Here is an 18506-nt window from a genome sequence, read left to right as displayed (position 1 = left end):
GGTCGAAATGAGCCAGCTCGAGCGCATCACTGTCGATCCGCAGCAATGCGGCGGACGCCCGTGTATCCGCTCGTTGCGCATTCGCGTCAAAGACGTTCTGGACCTTCTCGCGGCCGGGGCCTCGAATGAGGAGATTCTCGAGGATTATCCGCTGCTCGAGGCGGCGGATATCATTGCAGCCCTCGAATTCGCCGCGCGCCAGAGCGATCATCCGATCCTGCGCGTCGCCTGATGCGCTTTCTCGTCGATGCGCAGCTGCCGCCGGCGCTTGCGCCGCCGGAATTCGAGACGCCCTCTCTGGCCGAAATATTGCTGCGGATGAACCAACGCCAGCGCTGGCGTTCGCCCGCTCGGGCCGCCATATCTCGGTTTCAGAATGTGTTCGCCCGGAGGACCTTATGCAGCAGACCGCCGATGTCGCCGTGCTGGGCGCGGGAATGGTCGGAGTCTCGGCCGCCCTGCATCTGCAGGCGCGGGGGCGAGACGTCGTTCTCGTCGACAGGCATGGCGCTGCCGGGCTCGAGACCAGCTTCGGCAACGCCGGGCTCATCGAGCGCGCCTCCATCTTCCCCTATCTCTTCCCGCGCGATTTCGGCGATCTTTTGCGTTATGCGCTCAATCTTTCGCCGCAGGCGCATTATCATTTTTCCGCGCTGCCCAGCGTCGCGCCCTGGCTGTGGCGCTATTTCCGCGAGAGCGCGCCCGAGCGCGCCAAGCGCCACGCTCTGGACGCGCTGCCGCTGGTCGAGCGCTGCCTCGAGGAGCATGACGCGCTGATCCAGCTCTCGGGCGCCGGCGACATCGTGCGTCGCACCGGCTGGATCAAGCTCTATCGCAGCGAGAAGAGCCTCGCCAAAGGGCTCGTCGACGCCGCCCGGCTGCGCGACTATTCGCTGCGCGTCGAGGAACTGGACGCCGCCGGCCTCTCGGCGCTGGAGCCCGATATAGAGCCGGTCGTCGGCGCCGTGCATTTTCGCGACACCGCCTCCGTCGCCGATCCTTGCGCGGTCGCGCAGGCCTATGCGGAGCTGTTCCAGCGCCGCGGCGGGCGTTTCCTCGCCGGCGACGTTCGCGCCCTGGCGCAGACGCGCGACGGACATTGGAGCGCGCCGACGCATGATGGCGCGCTGATCGTGCGCGATGTCGTCGTCGCGCTCGGCCCCTGGTCCGACCAGATTTTCCGCCCGCTCGGCTATGATCTGCCCTTCGCGGTCAAGCGCGGCTATCACATGCATTACGGAACCAAGGAGGGCGCGCGGCTTTTCCATCCCGTTCTCGACGCCGACAATGGCTATGTGCTGGCGCCGATGACGCGCGGCGTGCGCCTCACCACGGGCGCGGAATTCGCGAGCCGCGACGCCGCGCCGACGCCGGTGCAGGTGGGAAAGGACGAAGCGCTCGCGCGCACCCTGTTCCCGCTCGCCGAGCGGCTGGACCCCAAGCCCTGGATGGGCTGCCGGCCCTGCTTCCCGGACATGCTGCCGATCATCGGCAAGGCGCCGCGCCATCAGGGCCTCTGGTTCGATTTCGGCCATCAGCATCACGGCTTCACGCTCGGCCCAGTGAGCGGCAGGCTGCTCGCCGAGATAATGACCGGGGAGGCGCCCTTCACCGATCCGGCGCCCTACGCGGTCGAGCGATTTCGATAAATCCACAGCGGAATTTTGCCGCCGAATGAGCGACCATGGCGCGCAGTGATTCGCCCTGGCGTCGATGATCGATTTCCAATCGTCCTTTTTAAAAGCGTGCGCGTCCCCTGACGGCGAGCCTTTCTTTTCAGCGGAGACGAATATGAAGCTCTCTTTCATTCTCGGCGCGGCGCTCGCGCCTTTTCTTCTGGCGCCCGCGGCGGCCGTCGAGGTCGCCGTCATCTACGAAGGCTTTCCGGGCTATGCCGGCTGCAAGGAGCGCGCGGATATGCAGCGCGTCGTCGATCTCGCCGAGCAATATGATCTCGAGGCGGCGCGCGAGATCATCCGCCGCGGCTTGAAGAGCAAGGATTGCCGCGTGCTCGGCGGCGATATCATCGTCGAGGCAGTCCCGCCCTTCAGCCGGCTGGTGAAGGTGCATATGCGCGGCGATCCGGACGCTTATTGGATCATCCAATAATCAGCGGGCGGACTTGGCCAGCGCGCGCTCGCCCAGCGCCACCAGCGCGGCCCGCAGCCTCTCGTCGGCGACGCCTTCGGTCACGGCTTCCGCCTGTCGGCGCGCGACGAGATCGACCGGCGGCTTCGTCGGCCGGACGCGGCGGGGCGCGAGCGGCTCCTGCTTCATCGTGATCTTGGCGACGCAGCGCCAGCCGAGATGCGTGTTCACGCGCTCGATAATGGCGGCGCTCATATGCTGAATGTCGAGGCCGAAGCCCGGCTCGACGCGCAGCGCCAGAGTCGCCGGCTCGTCTCTCTTCTCGGCCGGGCGGCTTTTGCCGCCGGCTCGGTTCTCGTCGGCCGCGCGGTTTTTGGCGCCAGTTCGGTTCTCGTCGGCCGCGCGCCTATTGGCGCGCGGCGGCCATTGCAGCTTCACCGGCTCGCAAATGGCGGCGACGCGTGCGCCGACGATCGCCTCCCAGCGCAGCAGCAGCGAGCTCTCGCTGAAGCCCTGGCGCGCGGCCAGAGGATCGAGCGTCTTGTCGAGGAATTCGCCGAGGAGGCGGGATCGCCGTGATTTCGAGCGCCCGGTCGCCGCGTCGGTCATGCTCTCTCCTTGCGCGATCGGCTCCGATCTCGTTATGGACAGGTTAGCCCATGCCGAGAGCCCCCGCCAAGTCGTCGGCCGCAAGGTCGTCCGCAAAATCGCCGCCGCAGCCCGATCCGCGCGCGCTGCTGTCGTGGTATGACTGTCGCCGCCGCGATCTGCCCTGGCGCGCCGCGCCCGGCGAGCGGTCCGACCCTTACGCCGTCTGGCTGTCGGAGATCATGCTGCAGCAAACGACGGTGGAGGCGGTCAAGCCCTATTTCCTCGGCTTTCTCGCGCGTTGGCCGAGCGTCGAGGCGCTCGCCGCGGCGCCGCTGGAGGAGGTGATGAAAGCCTGGGCCGGCCTCGGCTATTACGCCCGCGCCCGCAATCTCCACGCTTGCGCGCAGCAGGTGGCTTTCGAGCGCGGCGGCGTCTTCCCGCGGGAGGAGGGCGATCTTCTCTCTCTGCCCGGCGTCGGCCCCTATACGGCGGCGGCGGTGGCGGCCATCGCCTTCGACGCGCCCTGCGTCGCCGTCGATGGCAATGTCGAGCGCGTCGTCGCTCGGCTCTTCGCCATCGACCGTCCGATTCGCGAGGCCAAGCGCGAATTGCGCGAGAGGGCGCAAGAGCTGCTTCCCGCCGCGCGCTCCGGCGATTTCACGCAAGCCCTGATGGATCTCGGCGCGACGGTCTGCACGCCGCGCGGGCCGCGCTGCGATCTCTGCCCCTTCGCGTCCGGCTGCGAGGCGGCGCGGCGCGGCGAGACGGAGCGCTTCCCGGTAAAGGCGCAAAAGCTCGAGAAGCCGCTGCGGCGCGGCGCGGCCTTCGTCCTCATCTGCGGCGGCGCGGCCCTGCTGCGCACGCGGCCGCCGCGCGGCCTGCTCGGCGGCATGAGCGAATTTCCCTCGACGCCTTTTCGCGTCGATTTCGACCCCTCCCGCGCCCACGCCCATGCGCCCGCCGCGGCGCGCTGGCGCGCGCTGCCGGGGGAGGTCGAGCATGTGTTCACGCATTTTTCGCTGCGGCTGACCATATTCGCCGCGACGCTTCCGGCGCCGCCGCCCCATATCGAGAACGGACGCTGGACGCCTCTGGCGCGCCTTTCCGAGGAAGGGCTGCCGACCTTGATGCGAAAAGTGGCGGTGCGGGCCGGTTTGATCGTAGAGTGAGCTGAAGCGGGAGCATCTTGCATGGCGCGGCGCAAATCGATCCAGATCGAGATGACGGAAGGCGCGATTCGCGTCCTCTCCAGCGGCCATGTCCTGACCATCGCCAATAGCGCGCCGCCCCCCGACGCCGAGGAGGACACGGATTTCTTCATCCGCCTCGACGACATCGACCATTGGGACGCCCCCGACCAGGAAATCCCCATCGACATCGTCGAGCTGCAGTCGATTCTAGAAGCGATAGAGGAAGAGCTCGAGCGCCACGGGCTGAGCGTGACCTTCGAATAGGGTTCTGAGGGATGGGCCAGTGGGTGCGGCCGAGGAACCTGGATCCTCAGCCACACTCTGGAAAACCCTGAAATTCCAAGATATTCGCGGCACCCAAAATCCGGCGATGAGCGTATTTTGGACCACACTGCTGGGCAGGGCAATAGGGCGGGGATCGATGGTGTCGCAGGCCCGGCGCCGCGCCTCGAGAGTCGTCGTCGTCAGTCGGCCGATCGGTCCGCGCCGACCTCTCGAAGCGCCGACATGCTCACGGGCCATTCGGGCGTAAGAGCGCCGCCTCCGCTTCCGCTCCGGTGAGACATCGCCTCGCCTGCAATCGGTCGGCGATCACGAGCACGGCGTCGCGCCGCTCGCGAATGAGGTCGCGTCCGCGGTCATAAATACGGACGAGGTCCCGCTCGACGGCGACGCGAAGCGCGCTGTCGCTCGCCAGCAGCGCCTCGATCGGCTCGCCTCGATGGAGGAGCGTGTCGCCGAGCCCTTGCCGCGCCCGCGCCTCGGCGAGCAGCCGAGTCGCCCGGACGTGCGCTCGAGATCGACGATCTCCTCGCCGTCGTCGCGCCCGAGGACGACCGATTGCCGGAGGATATGCGCATCGCCGCCGTCCATGAGGCCGGGCATGTCGTCGCGCATTTGGCCGTCGGCCATGAGATCGCGCAGGCGTCGCTGATCGCGCGCGGAGAATCCGGCGGACGCACGATCGCGCATGCGCCGACGATCGCGCCGAGGCGACGGGACATAGACGACATCGCCCTCTGGGCGAGATCGCCGACGGCGTCCGGGCTGATCCGCTGGTCGATGCAGGAAATCCGACGCATCGCCACGCGTCTCGCACGAAAACGCATCCGTCCCGAGTTCATCATCGCATGGTCGTTATGGCGACGAGCGCACCAAGCCGAAGCAAGGCGAGCCCATCTCCAAAAGCAACTGTAATGCTAGCCTTCACCGACATGTCTGGCCGCGAGGCGATCGGCCTCGGCATTCGCGCCTGCGCATAGGCAATGAGCGCCTGTCGTTCGGAAGCGTCCGCGGGCGATCAGCGACGCCGGCGCTTCCGCCAATAGCCGAACGCCTCCTCGTGAATCTCGACATCCAGCTCGGCTATGCGGGCGTGTAGCCTTTGCTGCACATCTTCGACCGCCTTGTTGTAGACAATCGGCCCGATCTCTTCCACGAAGAATTGGAGCAGACCTTCCGCTGCGAGATTGCCGATCTCATTGTCCATATTCTCTTTGAAGTAGCGTTGAAGCGACAAGACCGCTTCCTTCGCAGAATCCTTCGGTATATCGATCGGCATCGCGGTCCTTTCGTCGCAGGAGATTAGCCATCGATCAGCGCGCTGCAAGCCCCTGCGAGCTGGCCGAGCTTCAGGGCTGTGCAGTTCTTAACGAGCCCCTGCCATTTCGAGGGCAGCTCGGATATTGAGAGCGGCGCGCCATCTGGCGTTCTTGATGTTGTCGCAACCATCGGCGCGCAGGAGATTATAGGCGAAGGAGCGGAGCCGCGCGACGATGTCCGGGTTCTTGCGAATGCGCGAAGCGTCCTCCGCGAACGCCACGTCGCGCACATAGTGGCTGCCGTTCTCGATGCGCCAATGGCCTCTGATCCATTCGTTCCAACGCTCGGGCGTCGGGCCGGTCGCCGAGGACACCCAATAGACGGTCTCGATCGTCTGCTTCAAAAGACCGGTCGCCGGATCGCGGCGGTAGATTGTGCGCTCCAGCCGCAGCACGGTCTTTATGAGCGGCTCCCACGCCGTATGGCGGAACCACGCCTTCGCTGGAAAGACAGAAAGCTTTCGCGTCTCCCAGCGGTTGCGGCCTTTCGACTGGCTCGTCGCAGAGCCGCTCGGCTTGCGGCCCGCCGCGCCGAGTTCGAGCCGGCGACGCAGGCCCGGTTGATTGTCCTTCACCTGCGTCAGCAGGTGATTGCCGGACGCGATCACGCGTTCGAACAGTTTTTTTGGCAGTGTTCTGCGTCGAGCGTGAACAGGCAGCGCTTCAATCCCAGCGCTTCGATCAGCTCCGGAGCGGTGGGAATCTCATTGCTCTTTTCGGCGACCATCACATGCGCGAGCACGATCCGATCGGCGTGTCGCAGCGCCGACATCATGTGCGCGGCCTTCCGGTCGCTGAACGCATCGAAGCTGCCGCGCAGAGTCTTCCCGTCGACGGCGATCGCCGTCAGCCCCTGCACGGCGGGCGGCGCCGGCATGCTCGCGGCATGACGTCGAAACGCCGCCTCCAACGCTGCCGGATCGACGCCTTGCAGGATCAGCCGCAGACCGGTGTAGGATGGCGTGTAGGGCAGCTTCAGGCCGAAGGCGTCGTTCAATCGCAGACGATGCGCGCGAATGAACTCATGCATCTGCCGATAAGAATTGGCGCCGCCGACCATGGCGATGATCGCGTAGAGCAGCACCGTCGAAAGATCGAACCGCTTGCCTTCTCGGCGACGATGATCCGGAATGTCCCGCAAAATCTCCAGAAGCGACACCTGCATGCGACAACCTCCGATTCGGGTTGTCGCCTATAGATTCACACATCCGTCGCGACGGGAATCGCCCGTCCGCTATAAAGTATAGAGAACTGAACGGCCCTGCTACGTCGAGTCGTCGGAATTTGTCGGTTGCTTCTTTTGCGAACATTCCGTCGGTGGCAAGTGCGCCCGCTGTGGGGTGTCTCTCTCAGTTTCCACTCAGTCCGTGAACAACTCGGATCTATGCGACTACTGCGACCACGTTACAAGTCGCGACGATTGAGAAGCTCCGCAAATCGGAGGGTAAGCCAACAAATCCGATCATCGTGTGCCAAGTGGCCGCTTCGGGTCTTGGTTGAGTGAAAACGGCGCTGCGCCATTTATGACAACGCCATAGCATGGCAGCGCGCTCCGGCGCCCGCGCTTTGGCGAGTTTTCGCTATTTTTCGGGCGGACGGCGCGTCAGCCGCTTCGATGAACCGCTCTGTGGAGGCTCAGGGGGCGGGAGCGAGGATCATAGGGCCGCGATTATCCCTGTATCGCCGCCATCAGCGGCCTGACGCCCATGATGTTGAGGACGCGTGTGAGGTTGTAGGCGAGCACGTGCAGCGCCATCTCAGTGGCGACGCACGGCTTGGTTTTCATCAGGAAGTGGGTTGCTCCCATCCGCGCCTTGATCGTGCCGAAGGGGTGCTCGACCGTCTCGCGTCGCACGCGCATCTTCCCGGGGTCTGCATCAAGTCGGCGTTGCACGGCTTCGAGAAGATGCTCGTGCTCCCAGCGGGTGACGCGTCGCTGCACGCTCGGCGTGCACTGAGGCTTGATCGCGCAAGCGCCGCAGGCGCTGGTCCAATAGCGGCGCAAATTGAGACCGTTTTCCTCGCGCGTGAAGCGATAGATCAGGCGTTCGCCAGCGGGACAAATATAAACGTCTTGCTCCGCGTCGTAGCGAAAGTCTTGCTTGCCGAAGCGTCCTTCGGACTTTGCCCCGGAGGTCATCGGCTTGGGCAGCGTGACCGTGACACCCGCCTGCGCGCACGCCAGAATCTCCGCGCTATTGAAGTAGCCGCGGTCAGCGACGACGTCGAGGCTCTCCGTCTCCAGCGTCGCCTTTGCTTGCTTGGCCATGTTGGCGAGCTGAGATCGATCCGTGCCGACATTGGTCACCTCATGGGTGACGATCAAATGATGCGTCGTGTCGACCGCCGTTTGCACATTGTAACCGACGACTCCGGAGCCGCGGCCGCTCGTCGCCATCGAGCGGGCGTCGGGATCCGTCAACGAAATCTGCTGGTCCGGCGCATCGAGCATTTGCGTCTCGAGCGCCTCGAGACGCTGCATCTCGCCCTTCAGCTTCGCGATCTTCTCTTTGAGGCGGCCTGCTTTGATCTTCAGCGCCTCGGACGGCTCCTGTCGGTCGGCGCTGTCGAGTTGCTGCAAATAGCGCGCGACGCTCTCCTCGATCTGCGCCATGCGCCGCTCCATCTTGGCGCGCGTAAAGTTCTTGTCCCGGTTGTTGACCGCCTTGAACTTGCTGCCATCGATCGCGACGCTGGCTTGTGTGAGCAGGCCCATCGTGCGGCACAGCGCGACGAAGCGGACGCAAACCTGCCGGATGGCGAGACCGTTGTTCTTGCGGAAATCGGCAATCGTCTTGTGATCAGGAGCCAGACGCCGCGTCAGCCACATCACCTCGACGTTGCGTCCGGCCTCGCGCTCCAGTCGCCGGCTCGATTGAACCCGGTTGAGGTAGCCGTAAATGTAGAGCTTCAGCAGGCAGGAGGAATGATAGGAAGGCCGGCCCGTCGCCTTGGGATCGACCCCGCCGAACCCGAGCGCACGCAGATTGAGCTCATCGACGAAAACGTCGATCACCCGAATGGGATTGTCCTCGCCGATCCAATCATCGAGGCATTCCGGAAAAAGCGCGCCCTGTCCACGATCCGCCCCTTCGACAAAGCGCTTCATGAGAACCCCCGGCAAATCACTAGAAAATCATAGCATCAACGACGTTTTCACACAGCCAGGGTCACTTGCCGCCCCATTCCCGTCCCGGCATCCTCGTATTAGACTCCCCCCATGACCGACGCCCCCATCCGCTATGTCGAGCCCGTGTTTCGCCCGCCCAGCGAGGCGGAGTCGCTGATATTGCCCGTCACCGATGGATGCTCGTGGAATCGTTGCAGCTTCTGCGAGATGTATACCGCGCCGCAAAAGCGCTTCCGCCCGCGGGACGAAGCCGAGGTGATGGAGAGCATCAAGCGCTGCGGCGAAATTTATGGAGCCTCGGTCGCGCGCGTGTTTCTGGCCGATGGCGACGCCATGACATTGTCGACGCGGCGTCTCGCCGCCATTCTCGAGGCGATCCGCCGCGAGCTGCCGGGCGTGCGGCGCGTGTCGAGCTATTGCCTGCCGCGCAATGTGAGCCGCAAATCCGTCGCCGAGCTGCGCGATCTCGCCGCGCTCGGCCTCTCGCTGGTCTATGTCGGCGCGGAATCGGGCGATGACGATGTGCTGGCGCGGGTCCAGAAGGGCGAGACCTTCGCCTCCACCCGCGACGCGCTGGAGAAGCTCGGCGCAGCCGGGATCAAGCGCTCGGTGATGATTCTCAACGGACTCGGCGGCGCCGCGCTCAGCGAGGCGCATGCGGAAAATTCCGCCGCGCTGGTCAACGCCGCGCAGCCGGAGTTTCTTGCGACGCTGGTCGTCAGCTTCCCCCGGGGCGAGGCGCGGTTTCGCGCCGATTTCCCCGATTTCGCGCCGCTCGACGTGCCGGGGCTGCTGCGCGAGATGGAGCGCTTCCTCTCGCGGCTGGAATTGCGGCGCACCGTGTTCCGCAGCGACCACGCCTCCAATTGGCTCGTGCTGCGCGGCACGCTCGGCGCCGACAAGCCGCGCCTGCTGGAGCAGCTCCACGCCGCCATCGCCGCGCCGGAGGCGGCTCCGCTGCGGCCCGCCTGGGCGCGGGGGCTGTAGGCGTCTTTCCGCACTATGCGCCAGCGCACATCGCCCTCGGCGAGCAGAACCTATGCTGCGGCTCGGTCGATCGGAATCGGCCAGTCGATGAGGAAAGATGCGCGCATGATCAGAATCGAGCTCGAGCCGCAGATCGCCAAGGAGCTGCTGATCGTCCTGGAACGGCGCCTGATGACGATTCACGAGGTGGAGCAGCGGCTGAAATCCGCCGAGTTCGGCTCGGCCGAGCAGGAGAAGGAGGCGCTCATTCCAATCATCATCGCGCTGGAGAGCGCGCTGAAGATCCCGCCGCATCAATAGGGCGCGTGCGCCCGCGCGCGAGAGCGGCTATGCTCGCCGCCTCTCACCCCGCAAGAGGCGCCAATATGCAATTTCTCCACACGATGATCCGCGTCGGCGATCTCGACCGCTCGCTGGACTTCTTCTGCAACAAGCTCGGCCTCACCGAGGCGCGCCGCACCGAGAATGAGAAGGGCCGCTTCACCCTCGTCTATCTCGCCGCGCCGGACGATCTTCCGCAGGCGAAAGGCGCGGGCGCGCCGCTCGTCGAGCTCACCTATAATTGGGACGAGCATGACTATGCGGGCGGCCGCAATTTCGGCCACCTCGCTTTCGCCGTCGACGATATCTACGCCCTATGCGCGCGGCTGCAGGCGGCCGGCGTGACGATCAACCGCCCGCCGCGCGACGGCTATATGGCCTTCATCCGCTCGCCCGATCAAATCTCGATCGAGCTGCTGCAGAAAGGCGCGCCGCTGCCGCCGGCCGAGCCCTGGAGCTCCATGCCCAACACCGGCGCCTGGTGAGCGCTGGTATAAGCGCTCAGTAATAATAGTAGCGACGGCGACGCCAGTAACGCGGCCGGTAATACCGGCGCCAGTAGCGGCGACGCCAGCGCGGCCGCCAGACGCGGCGGCGGTAGCGCCAATAGGTCTTTTCGACCTGCGCGCGCTCGAGATCCTCCGCCGTCGCCACGGCGGCCTCGGGAGCCGGCTCCGGCGCCCGGGGCGCCTCGAGCGGCGCGACCGAGGTGAGGGCGTCGGCAGGGCCGGCGACCAGCGCCGCCGCCGCGCCGATGACGAAAAATTTCATGAAAGAGCGACGTTCCATCGACTTTCCTCCGTAAAAGCCGTCGCGACCGGCGCGGGAAGCGCCCGCGCGCGCGGCTCATCCTCAAAGAAATCGGGCCGTCCCGGCGGCCGGCAAGGCCTTCGCCGTTTTTCCGCCGCGCGCCGGGGGTAAAAGGTCGAATGACGATGAAACCTTTTCGGAACTACGGCGTTTTGCTTATGCGGCGCCGGGCGGGACAGCCGAATGATCGAATAGATTCGAATGAAGCGGAGTTTTGTGACGATAGAGCGGTAAAAATGACGACCGCGCTTCTCAAAATCTGGTCCGGCTTTTGCGTGGCCGCGGTGGTTCAGGCGGCGGAGCGGCGTCTCGGACGGAAGCCGACAATCGGACGCCGTGAGAAGACTATGGGAATTCCGAAAATGCATTCCGACGGAGCAGGAGAGTTTCGTTCGCAGGCAGGAGAATTTCGTTCGCAGGACGGAGAAAAGGTCATGCTCGTCACCGATCTCATCCATTCATGCTCGAACGACAAGGTCGCGCAGGCGGCGACTTTCTGCATCGGAGGCGTTTTCGCCGAGAGAGTCCGCGCCGTCGCGCAGGAGAATGGCGTCAGCGCGGGACGTTTCGTCTCTGTCGTGGTGCGCGATTTCGCGCAGAGGGCCGATGAGGCGGAGCGCGCGCAGCTGGCGCGCGAGATGGCCGGCTGCGATCAGCCGATCCTCAGCGGGCTGCGCAAGGTGGTCGAGAAGGCGCTGGAAGGCGGCGCGCAATTCGCCGATGACGTGAAAGGCTTCGGACTGCCTTTCCTGCGCGACGGCGGGCTCTCCTTCGACGCCGCGGCTCGCCTGCAACGCGCCGCGCGCTGAGGCGCGCGTCGCGCTTCTCGCCAGCGGCCTCTCTTGCCGTCGGCTCGCCCAGCGGCGACAATAGCGCCGCTCGGCCGTCTCATGGTCGAATCGGCAAAGGCGGGGCATGGCGGGACTGATCGACGAAGCGCAGATCGTCTCCATTCTGACGACCTATGGCTATTGGGCCATATTCTTCATCGTCGCGCTGGAGAGCGCCGGCATACCGCTCCCCGGCGAGACGACATTGGTCGGCGCGGCCATTTACGCCGGCCACTCCGGCAATATGGACATTCGCTTCGTCATTCTGGCCGCGGCGGCCGGCGCGATCTTCGGCGACAATATCGGCTTTTGGATCGGACGCGAGTTCGGCGTGAAGCTGCTGATGCGCTATGGCGCGCATATCGGCGTCGGGCCGCCGCAATTGCGCCTCGGGCAATATCTCTTCATGCGCTGGGGCGGCTCCATCGTGTTCTTCGGCCGCTTCATTGCGCTGCTGCGCATATTGGCCGCCGTGCTCGCCGGCGCCAATCGCTTCGATCCGGTGAAATTCCTGTTCTACAACGCCGCGGGCGGCATTTGCTGGGCGCTGGTCTTCGGCCTCGGCGGCTATGTCTTCGGCGCGGCCATCCATCGCATCGCCGGTCCGATCGGCTGGCTCGGCCTCGCCGGCGCGATTCTCGGCGCCTTCCTGCTGTGGCGCTATTGGAAAATCCACGAGGAGCGGCTGACGAAGGAGGCCGAGGCGCATTTCGAGCGCATCGATCGTCGTCCGCCGTGACGCGCGGATGCGCGACCTGTCCTCCGCTCACGCCTCGCTATCGGCCGGCCGCGGCGCGAGACGCCCGGCCTCCCAGCCGATGATCGCCTGCTTTCGCGTCAGCCCCCAATGATAGCCGGTGAGCGCGCCGCTCGCCCCGAGCACGCGATGGCACGGCACGATGAAGGAAACGGGATTGCGCCCGACAGACGCGCCCACCGCTCGCGCGGCGCCGGGCTTGCCGAGCCGCCGCGCGAGCACGCCGTAAGTGGTCGCCCGGCCCATATCGATGTCGAGCAGCGCCTCCCAGACCGAAACGTCGAATTCCGAGCCGATCAGCACGAGGCGCAAGGGCTGGTCCGGCCGCCATTCCGCCGGATCGAAAGCGCGCCGCGCGTAAGCCGCGGTCGCCGCGCTATCGAGCGAGAATCGCGCCTTCGGCCAGCGGCGGCGAAGATCGTCCAACGCCTCCGCGCGCGCGCCGTCGACGAAGCCGAGCCCGGCGAGGCCGCGCTCTGTCGCGACCAAAATCGCCTCGCCGAAAGGCGAAGGGTGGAAACCGTAGCGCATCTCCAGCCCCTCGCCGCCGCGCTTATATTCGCCCGGCGTCAGCGCCTCATGGGTCACGAAGAGATCATGCAGGCGCGAGGGACCGGAAAGACCGAGCGACAGCGAGGCGTCGAGCAGGCTCGTCTCGCCGCCGAGCAGCGCGCGCGCATGGCGCAGCGTCAGCGCCTCGAGGAAGGCCTTGGGCGAGAGTCCCGCCCAGCGCCGGAACAAGGCGCGCAAATGCGCTTCGGAGAAGCCCGCCGCCTCCGCCATTTCCTCGACCGAGGGCTGACGGCGCCAATTCTCGCCGATGAAGCGGATCGTCTCCGCGACCTTGGCGTAATCCTCCTGCGGCCGCGTTTCGGCGAGAGGATGGATAATGTCGGAGCGCAGGGTCATGCGGCGCATCATGGCGCGCGCGGCCGAGCGTCGCCACCCGAAAACGCGTCAGGAATAAAACGGCCCGCGCTTGGCCGTCGCCAGCGCGCGCGAAAGCTCCTCGGCGAGCGCAGCCTTCTGCTCCGGCGCGAGAAAGCCGCCGATCTCGATGCGCTCGCCGCGCGAGACGAGCAGCACGCGCTGCATGCCGAACTCCTCGTCCTCTTCCGTCTCGAGCCGCAGCCAATAAGTGTCGAAACGCCGCTCCCGCCGCAGGCCATAGGCGCTCTTCTTGACGATGACGAGCTCGAAGGGGGTGAGGCGGATGCTCTCGAACGCCCTGGCCGAGCGAAAGCTCACGCGCAGCGCGACATAGAGCGCCAGCACGTCGAGCCCCATGAAGCCGACGACCGGCCAGGCGCCGAGAATGTAGAAGGGAACCGACAGCGCGCATGTGCCCGCGCCGAACAGCAGGATGAACACATGCGCCTGCCGCAGCGTCATCGAGCGATGCGGGATCAACCGCGTCTGATAAATGGCTTCCGCAGAAGGTGCGCTCGCTGTCACGCCGCCGCCTTTCGTTCTCCAGAACGCCGAGTTATAACGCCTTTATGCCGAACGAAAAGAGCTCGCTCGCCAAGGCGCGGCGTCCCGCATCGCCGCGCAGCCGCGAGGCTGCGCGCATCGATGAGATTTTCGCGCGTCTCGAGGCGGCCGATCCGCATCCCAAAGGCGAGCTCGAGCATGTGAATGTCTTCACTCTGCTCGTCGCCGTGGTGCTCTCCGCCCAAGCGACCGACGTCGGCGTCAACAAGGCGACGCGCGCTCTGTTCCAAATCGCCGACACGCCGCAAAAAATGCTCGCGCTCGGCGTCGAAGGGCTCTGCGGCTACATAAAGACGATCGGCCTCTATCCCACCAAGGCGAAGAATGTCATCGCCCTCTGCGCGCAGCTGATCGAAAAGCACGGCGGCGAGGTTCCCTGCGACCGCGAGGCTCTGCAGGCGCTGCCCGGCGTCGGCCGCAAGACCGCCAATGTGGTGCTCAACATCGCCTTTCATGTGCCGGTGATCGCGGTGGACACGCATATTTTCCGCGTCTCCAACCGGCTGCCGCTGACCAAGGGCAAGACCGTCGAGCAAGTGGAGGCCGGCCTCGAGAAAATCGTGCCCGAGCGCTTCAAGCTCCACGCGCATCACTGGCTGATCCTGCATGGCCGCTATGTGTGCAAGGCGCGCCGGCCGGAATGCGAGCGCTGCATCATCGCCGATCTCTGCCGTTTCGAGGGCAAGACGATCTGAGAGGGCAAGACGATCTGACGGCCCGTCCGCCCTTTTCGGGCCGGAATGTGCGCCAGCGCACGAACGCCGCCCCGCTCTCCCGCTAAACCACAGCCATAGTCCGGCCGCGTGGAGGGAGGGGTCATGGGTTTCGAATTCTCCGCCCCTCGCGCGCGCCGCACGCAGGCCACGAATCAGAAACCAATCATTAACGCAGCCCATAAAAAAGGCGGGTCGCGGCCGGTTTCGCAGGCGCCGGCGCGGACCGACCTGAAGTGGATTATTTTCAGACAATTAGAGCGAAGTCAAAGGCCTGCGGAGCACAATCTCTGCGCTTGTCGCGCCGCGCGCGCCGACTTATACGAACGTCTCCGCTTTCGCGCGGCCAGGCGCAGTTTCCGGCGTTTCGCCGTCACATCACGGCTCCATGCCCACTCTCTATCATCATCCGCTCTGCCCCCATTCCCGCTTCGTGCGGCTGATTCTCGCCGAATACGGGATCGAGACGACGCTGGTCGAGGAGCGGGCGGCCGAACGGCGGCGGGAGTTTTTGACGCTCGACCCGGCCGGCAAGACGCCGGTGCTCGTCGACGACGACGGGACCGTGATTCCGGGCGCGAGCGTCATCGTCGAATATCTCGAGGATTGCCTGCCGCCGGACTTCCGCGGCCTGCGGCTGATGCCGCTCGGACTGCACGAGCGCATAGAGACGCGCCGGCTGATCGAATGGTTCAATGTCAAATTCTTCGACGAGGTGACGAATTATCTGGTCACCGAGAAAGTCTACAAGCGCTTTCTCGCGCCGGAGATCGGCGGCGGCGCGCCGGACATGGATCTGCTGCGGGTCGCGCGCGCCAATCTGCGTCCCCATATTCGCTATATCGGCTATCTGACCGAGGCGCGGCGCTGGCTGGCGGGCGAATCCCTCACCTATGCGGATTTCGCCGCTGCGGCTCATCTCTCCTGCGTCGACTATCTGGGCGACGTGCCATGGGACGAGGACGAGACGGTCAAGCATTGGTATCAGCGGATCAAGTCGCGGCCGGCCTTCCGTCCCCTGCTGGCCGATCGCGCGCCGGGCATGACGCCGGGGCCGGTCTACGCCGAGCTGGACTTCTGAGCCTCGAGCAGGCGCTGCGCGGCCGCGCGGCCGCGCTCGGCTTCGATCTCTGCGCCATTACCGCCGCCGACGTTCCCGCCGAGGCCGGCGAGCGCCTCGCCCAATGGCTCGAATCCGGCGCCCATGGCGATATGGAATGGATGGCGGAAACCGCCGAGCGCCGCGCTGCGCCGAAGGCGCTGTGGCCGCAGGCGCGCTCCATAATAATGCTGGGCGTCGATTATGGCGCGTCCGGCGATCCGCTGGCGACGCTGGAGAAGCCCGATCGCGGCGCCGTCTCGCTCTATGCGCGCCGACGCGACTATCACGAAGTCATCAAGGGTCGGCTGAAGCAGCTCGCCGGCTTTCTGCTGGCGCAGGCCGGCGGCGGCGAGGTCAAGGTCTTCGTCGACACGGCGCCGGTGATGGAAAAGCCGCTGGCGCAGGCGGCCGGGCTCGGCTGGCAAGGCAAGCACACCAATCTCGTCTCGCGGCGCTTCGGCTCCTGGCTTCTGCTCGGCGCGATCTTCACCGATCTTTCGCTCACGCCCGATGCGCCGGAGGAGGACCATTGCGGCTCCTGCCGCGCCTGTCTCGACGCCTGCCCGACCAAGGCCTTTCCGGCGCCCTACCGGCTCGATGCGCGGCGCTGCGTCGCCTACCTCACCATAGAGCACAAGGGCCAGATTCCTCGCGAGTTCCGCGAGGCCATCGGCAATCGCATCTTCGGCTGCGACGATTGCCTCGCCGTCTGCCCCTGGAACAAATTCGCGCGAGCGACGCGCGACGCCAAGCTCGCCCTGCGCGAGGATCTCTCTGCGCTCCCCCTCGCCGATCTCGCCGCACTGGACGACGCCGGCTTTCGCGCGCTCTTCGCTGGAACGCCGGTGAAACGGCTCGGCCATGCGCGCTTTCGGCGCAATGTGGCGATCGCCATCGGCAATTCGAAAAACCCACGGCTCGCCGCCGCTCTCCAGCCGCTGCTCTCCGATTCGTCGCCGCTCGCGCGCGGCGCATCCGTCTGGGCGCTGGCGCGGCTTCTCCCTTCGGGAGATTTTTCTGCTCTCGCCGGGAAAGCTCTCGTTGAGGAAAAAGACGTAGCGGTGCGCGACGAGTGGGCAAAAGGACACACCTGACGAAAAAGTGACGCCGCGACGCAGATTGCCGCGGCGCAACGCCGGCGCATCCATGGATTCGCCGCAGCACAAACAGTAGAGTTCTCTGCGCCGCCCTCGGGCGCGCGCCTCACGCCGAACGCCGCCGCCATGCCCAATGTTTCGCGACGCACAATAGATGATCCAGCCGCCGAGGCGGCGCGCCTTTTGGCGCGTCTCAGCATCATGCTGCTGTTCATCATCTCGCAGCTCGCGCCGATCCTGACGCGGCAGACCATCTATATTCTGCTGCCCATCGGCGCCGCGCTGCTGCTGCTCTCGGCCAGCCTCGCGCCCGAGTCGCGGCGGCTGCGCGAGATCGCCGTGCTGGCGCTGACGCCGACCGCCCTCGCCGCTTTCTTCTTCGTCGGCTGGACGGGATTGTCGCTCGCCTGGACGCCCTTCGGCGCCGGCCCGGCGGAGCGCTACGCCAAGAGCGCCGCGACCTTGGCGCTGGTCGCCGCCGCCTGCGCTCTGCTGCCGGCGCGCACCAAGACCTCCAATCTCAATCTCCTGCCGATCGGCACGGGCGCCGCCGCCGCGGCCCTCGCCGCCGTCGCTCTGCTCTCGGCGAATGGCGGCGATCCGCCGCTCGATCTCGACAGCAATGCGCTGCAGCGCGCCGGCCTCGGCCTGGCGCTGGCGATCTGGCCGGCGCTCGGCGCGCTGGCGCTGCGCGGACGCTGGGTGTCGGCCGCCCTTCTCGCTCTCGTCAGCGTCGCCGCCTGCCTGCTGGCGCGCGCTCCCAATGCGCTGCCCGCGCTGATTGTCGGCGCGCTGGCGCTGGCGCTGTCCTTCGGCAAGGCGCGACGCGCCGGCTCGCTGCTGGCGATCCTCTCGGCGGCGCTGATCCTGCTGGCTCCGCTGGCGCCGATCCTCGTGCATCTCGTCGCGCCCGAGCGTCTGCCGGCCTTCGCCGCCCCGCTCGAGACATGGGGACGAATCATCGCCAATGACGGGCCGCGGCTCTTCATCGGCCATGGCTTCGGCGCGGCGGTCTTCGGCGTCGCCGGGCATTATCTCTACCCGGACACGCCGCGCAGCCTGCTGTTTCAGGTTTGGTTCGATCTCGGCATTCTCGGCGCGCTCGGCCTCGCAGCCGTCGTCGCCCGCGCCTTTTATGTCATCGGGCGGACGCGGCCGGTGCTCGCGCCCTTCCTGCTCGGCGGCCTGGCGACGGGTCTGACGATCTGCGTGCTGGGACCGGCGGCCGAGCAGCTCTGGTGGCTGACGCTCGCCGGCCTCAACGCAATCGCCTACGCTCTCGTGCTGAAGGGGCAGTTCCGCACGCGCCGCCCGCGCCTCGAGCCCAATGGCGGCATGGGGCGCCTCGTCGTCCGCTGAAGTTCGTCTCTTATTGCGGGCAGGCGATTCCGCGGGCGACGCTGACCTGACCGTCCGCGCCTTCGACGCGGGTGACGGCGAGCACGCAATCCTCGTCATCGGCGCCATAGGCGCGGCCGATCAGAATCGCCGGACCATCGCCGAAGGGACGCAGCGCCGTCCCGCTGTCCCCGAGCGTCGTTTTCGTAACGGACGATGGCATGGCCAGAGCCTCGAAACGCGCGCCGAGCGACGGCGTGGCGGCGACAGACGCGCCGAAGCTGGCCGCGACCGTCACGGCGAGAAGGATTCGCGAATTTTTCGATAGGCCCATGATTCGACGCTCCCGGCGAAGGGCCGACTGGAGCGAGGAACTCTCCCCGAAGCGTCGGCCGCGCCTCTCATGGGCTGTAACGCGGCGACGTCGGTCATGGTTGCAGGGACCGTAGAAACCGAA

General features: G+C 66.1%; 22 protein-coding genes and 1 pseudogene. 15 read left to right on the top strand and 8 right to left on the bottom strand.

Features of this window, described 5'->3' with window-relative positions:
• Nucleotides 1-7: 7 nt before the first annotated feature.
• The 3 genes from K369_RS22435 (at nt 8) to K369_RS22425 (ending at nt 2109) form a co-directional block, all read left to right on the top strand.
• Nucleotides 8-232: a DUF433 domain-containing protein gene (locus K369_RS22435; protein WP_036294427.1), complete on the top strand. Its 225-nt coding sequence runs from the start codon at nt 8-10 to the stop codon at nt 230-232.
• Between the two features lie 166 nt (nt 233-398).
• Nucleotides 399-1649, top strand: a complete 1251-nt coding sequence (locus K369_RS22430) for an FAD-binding oxidoreductase (protein WP_036294424.1) — start codon at nt 399-401, stop codon at nt 1647-1649.
• A gap of 142 nt (nt 1650-1791) precedes the next feature.
• Nucleotides 1792-2109 (top strand): hypothetical protein, encoded by a 318-nt coding sequence (locus K369_RS22425; RefSeq protein ID WP_156968012.1) that lies wholly within the window; start codon nt 1792-1794, stop codon nt 2107-2109.
• Here the strand turns inward: K369_RS22425 and K369_RS22420 are convergent, their stop codons facing one another.
• Entirely contained in the window at nt 2110-2697 is a 588-nt protein-coding gene (locus K369_RS22420; RefSeq protein WP_036294417.1) for a DUF721 domain-containing protein, read from the bottom strand. It lies immediately after the preceding gene.
• A 50-nt stretch (nt 2698-2747) separates the two neighbouring features.
• Here K369_RS22420 and mutY point away from each other — a divergent pair, with 50 nt between their 5' ends.
• The 3 genes from mutY (at nt 2748) to K369_RS22400 (ending at nt 5066) form a co-directional block, all read left to right on the top strand.
• Nucleotides 2748-3848 (top strand): A/G-specific adenine glycosylase, encoded by a 1101-nt coding sequence (mutY, locus tag K369_RS22415; RefSeq protein ID WP_036294414.1) that lies wholly within the window; start codon nt 2748-2750, stop codon nt 3846-3848.
• 21 nt (nt 3849-3869) lie between these two features.
• Complete coding sequence (locus K369_RS22410) at nt 3870-4133, top strand: Imm74 family immunity protein (protein WP_024878638.1); 264 nt, start codon at nt 3870-3872, stop codon at nt 4131-4133.
• A gap of 576 nt (nt 4134-4709) precedes the next feature.
• Nucleotides 4710-5066 (top strand): hypothetical protein, encoded by a 357-nt coding sequence (locus K369_RS22400; RefSeq protein WP_156968011.1) that lies wholly within the window; start codon nt 4710-4712, stop codon nt 5064-5066.
• Between the two features lie 103 nt (nt 5067-5169).
• Here the strand turns inward: K369_RS22400 and K369_RS22395 are convergent, their stop codons facing one another.
• From K369_RS22395 to K369_RS22380, 3 genes and pseudogenes are all read right to left on the bottom strand, one after another.
• Complete coding sequence (locus K369_RS22395) at nt 5170-5430, bottom strand: DUF2164 domain-containing protein (protein ID WP_036294405.1); 261 nt, start codon at nt 5428-5430, stop codon at nt 5170-5172.
• 87 nt (nt 5431-5517) lie between these two features.
• A pseudogene (locus tag K369_RS27795) lies at nt 5518-6635 on the bottom strand (ISAs1 family transposase).
• Nucleotides 6636-7139: 504 nt separating this feature from the next.
• Nucleotides 7140-8579: an IS1182 family transposase gene (locus tag K369_RS22380; protein WP_036294402.1), complete on the bottom strand. Its 1440-nt coding sequence runs from the start codon at nt 8577-8579 to the stop codon at nt 7140-7142.
• 111 nt (nt 8580-8690) lie between these two features.
• On the opposite strand from K369_RS22380, the gene K369_RS22375 reads away from it, so the two are divergent.
• The 3 genes from K369_RS22375 (at nt 8691) to K369_RS22365 (ending at nt 10393) form a co-directional block, all read left to right on the top strand.
• The gene (locus K369_RS22375) at nt 8691-9587 is read left to right on the top strand and encodes a radical SAM protein (protein WP_036294399.1); all 897 of its coding nucleotides are present in this window, start codon (nt 8691-8693) and stop codon (nt 9585-9587) included.
• A gap of 105 nt (nt 9588-9692) precedes the next feature.
• Nucleotides 9693-9887, top strand: a complete 195-nt coding sequence (locus K369_RS22370; protein ID WP_018266811.1) for a hypothetical protein — start codon at nt 9693-9695, stop codon at nt 9885-9887.
• A 65-nt stretch (nt 9888-9952) separates the two neighbouring features.
• The gene (locus K369_RS22365) at nt 9953-10393 is read left to right on the top strand and encodes a VOC family protein (protein ID WP_036294393.1); all 441 of its coding nucleotides are present in this window, start codon (nt 9953-9955) and stop codon (nt 10391-10393) included.
• Between the two features lie 16 nt (nt 10394-10409).
• Here the strand turns inward: K369_RS22365 and K369_RS22360 are convergent, their stop codons facing one another.
• On the bottom strand, nt 10410-10697 hold the full coding sequence (locus K369_RS22360) for a hypothetical protein (protein ID WP_036294390.1): 288 nt from the start codon (nt 10695-10697) through the stop codon (nt 10410-10412).
• A gap of 257 nt (nt 10698-10954) precedes the next feature.
• On the opposite strand from K369_RS22360, the gene K369_RS22355 reads away from it, so the two are divergent.
• Together K369_RS22355 and K369_RS22350 are read left to right on the top strand one after the other, a co-directional pair.
• A complete protein-coding gene (locus K369_RS22355) occupies nt 10955-11527 on the top strand; it encodes a hypothetical protein (protein WP_245278271.1) in 573 nt (190 codons plus the stop codon).
• Nucleotides 11528-11633: 106 nt separating this feature from the next.
• Entirely contained in the window at nt 11634-12287 is a 654-nt protein-coding gene (locus K369_RS22350; RefSeq protein ID WP_036294387.1) for a DedA family protein, read from the top strand.
• 27 nt (nt 12288-12314) lie between these two features.
• On the opposite strand, the gene K369_RS22345 is transcribed toward K369_RS22350, so the two are convergent.
• Together K369_RS22345 and K369_RS22340 are read right to left on the bottom strand one after the other, a co-directional pair.
• Complete coding sequence (locus tag K369_RS22345) at nt 12315-13214, bottom strand: bifunctional helix-turn-helix domain-containing protein/methylated-DNA--[protein]-cysteine S-methyltransferase (protein WP_036296241.1); 900 nt, start codon at nt 13212-13214, stop codon at nt 12315-12317.
• A gap of 48 nt (nt 13215-13262) precedes the next feature.
• Nucleotides 13263-13760: a DUF2244 domain-containing protein gene (locus tag K369_RS22340; protein WP_084570780.1), complete on the bottom strand. Its 498-nt coding sequence runs from the start codon at nt 13758-13760 to the stop codon at nt 13263-13265.
• Nucleotides 13761-13804: 44 nt separating this feature from the next.
• Between K369_RS22340 and nth the strand changes: the two genes are divergently transcribed.
• From nth to K369_RS22320, 4 genes are all read left to right on the top strand, one after another.
• Nucleotides 13805-14494: an endonuclease III gene (gene nth / locus K369_RS22335; RefSeq protein ID WP_020493743.1), complete on the top strand. Its 690-nt coding sequence runs from the start codon at nt 13805-13807 to the stop codon at nt 14492-14494.
• A 406-nt stretch (nt 14495-14900) separates the two neighbouring features.
• Nucleotides 14901-15593: a glutathione S-transferase family protein gene (locus K369_RS22330; protein ID WP_018266821.1), complete on the top strand. Its 693-nt coding sequence runs from the start codon at nt 14901-14903 to the stop codon at nt 15591-15593.
• On the top strand, nt 15491-16708 hold the full coding sequence (gene queG / locus K369_RS22325) for a tRNA epoxyqueuosine(34) reductase QueG (protein WP_245278270.1): 1218 nt from the start codon (nt 15491-15493) through the stop codon (nt 16706-16708). Before K369_RS22330 ends, queG begins: the two co-directional genes overlap by 103 nt.
• Before the next feature lie 129 nt (nt 16709-16837).
• Nucleotides 16838-18070: a hypothetical protein gene (locus K369_RS22320; protein WP_036294382.1), complete on the top strand. Its 1233-nt coding sequence runs from the start codon at nt 16838-16840 to the stop codon at nt 18068-18070.
• A 10-nt stretch (nt 18071-18080) separates the two neighbouring features.
• On the opposite strand, the gene K369_RS22315 is transcribed toward K369_RS22320, so the two are convergent.
• Nucleotides 18081-18383, bottom strand: coding sequence for a hypothetical protein (locus K369_RS22315; protein ID WP_051949473.1), 303 nt, complete (start codon nt 18381-18383; stop codon nt 18081-18083).
• Nucleotides 18384-18506 lie beyond the last annotated feature (123 nt).

This window comes from Methylosinus sp. PW1 (genome assembly GCF_000745215.1).
Taxonomy (GTDB): Bacteria; Pseudomonadota; Alphaproteobacteria; order Rhizobiales; family Beijerinckiaceae; genus Methylosinus.
The sequence above is the reverse complement of the archived record's forward strand: the minus strand, read 5'-3'. Positions and strand labels throughout refer to the sequence as shown.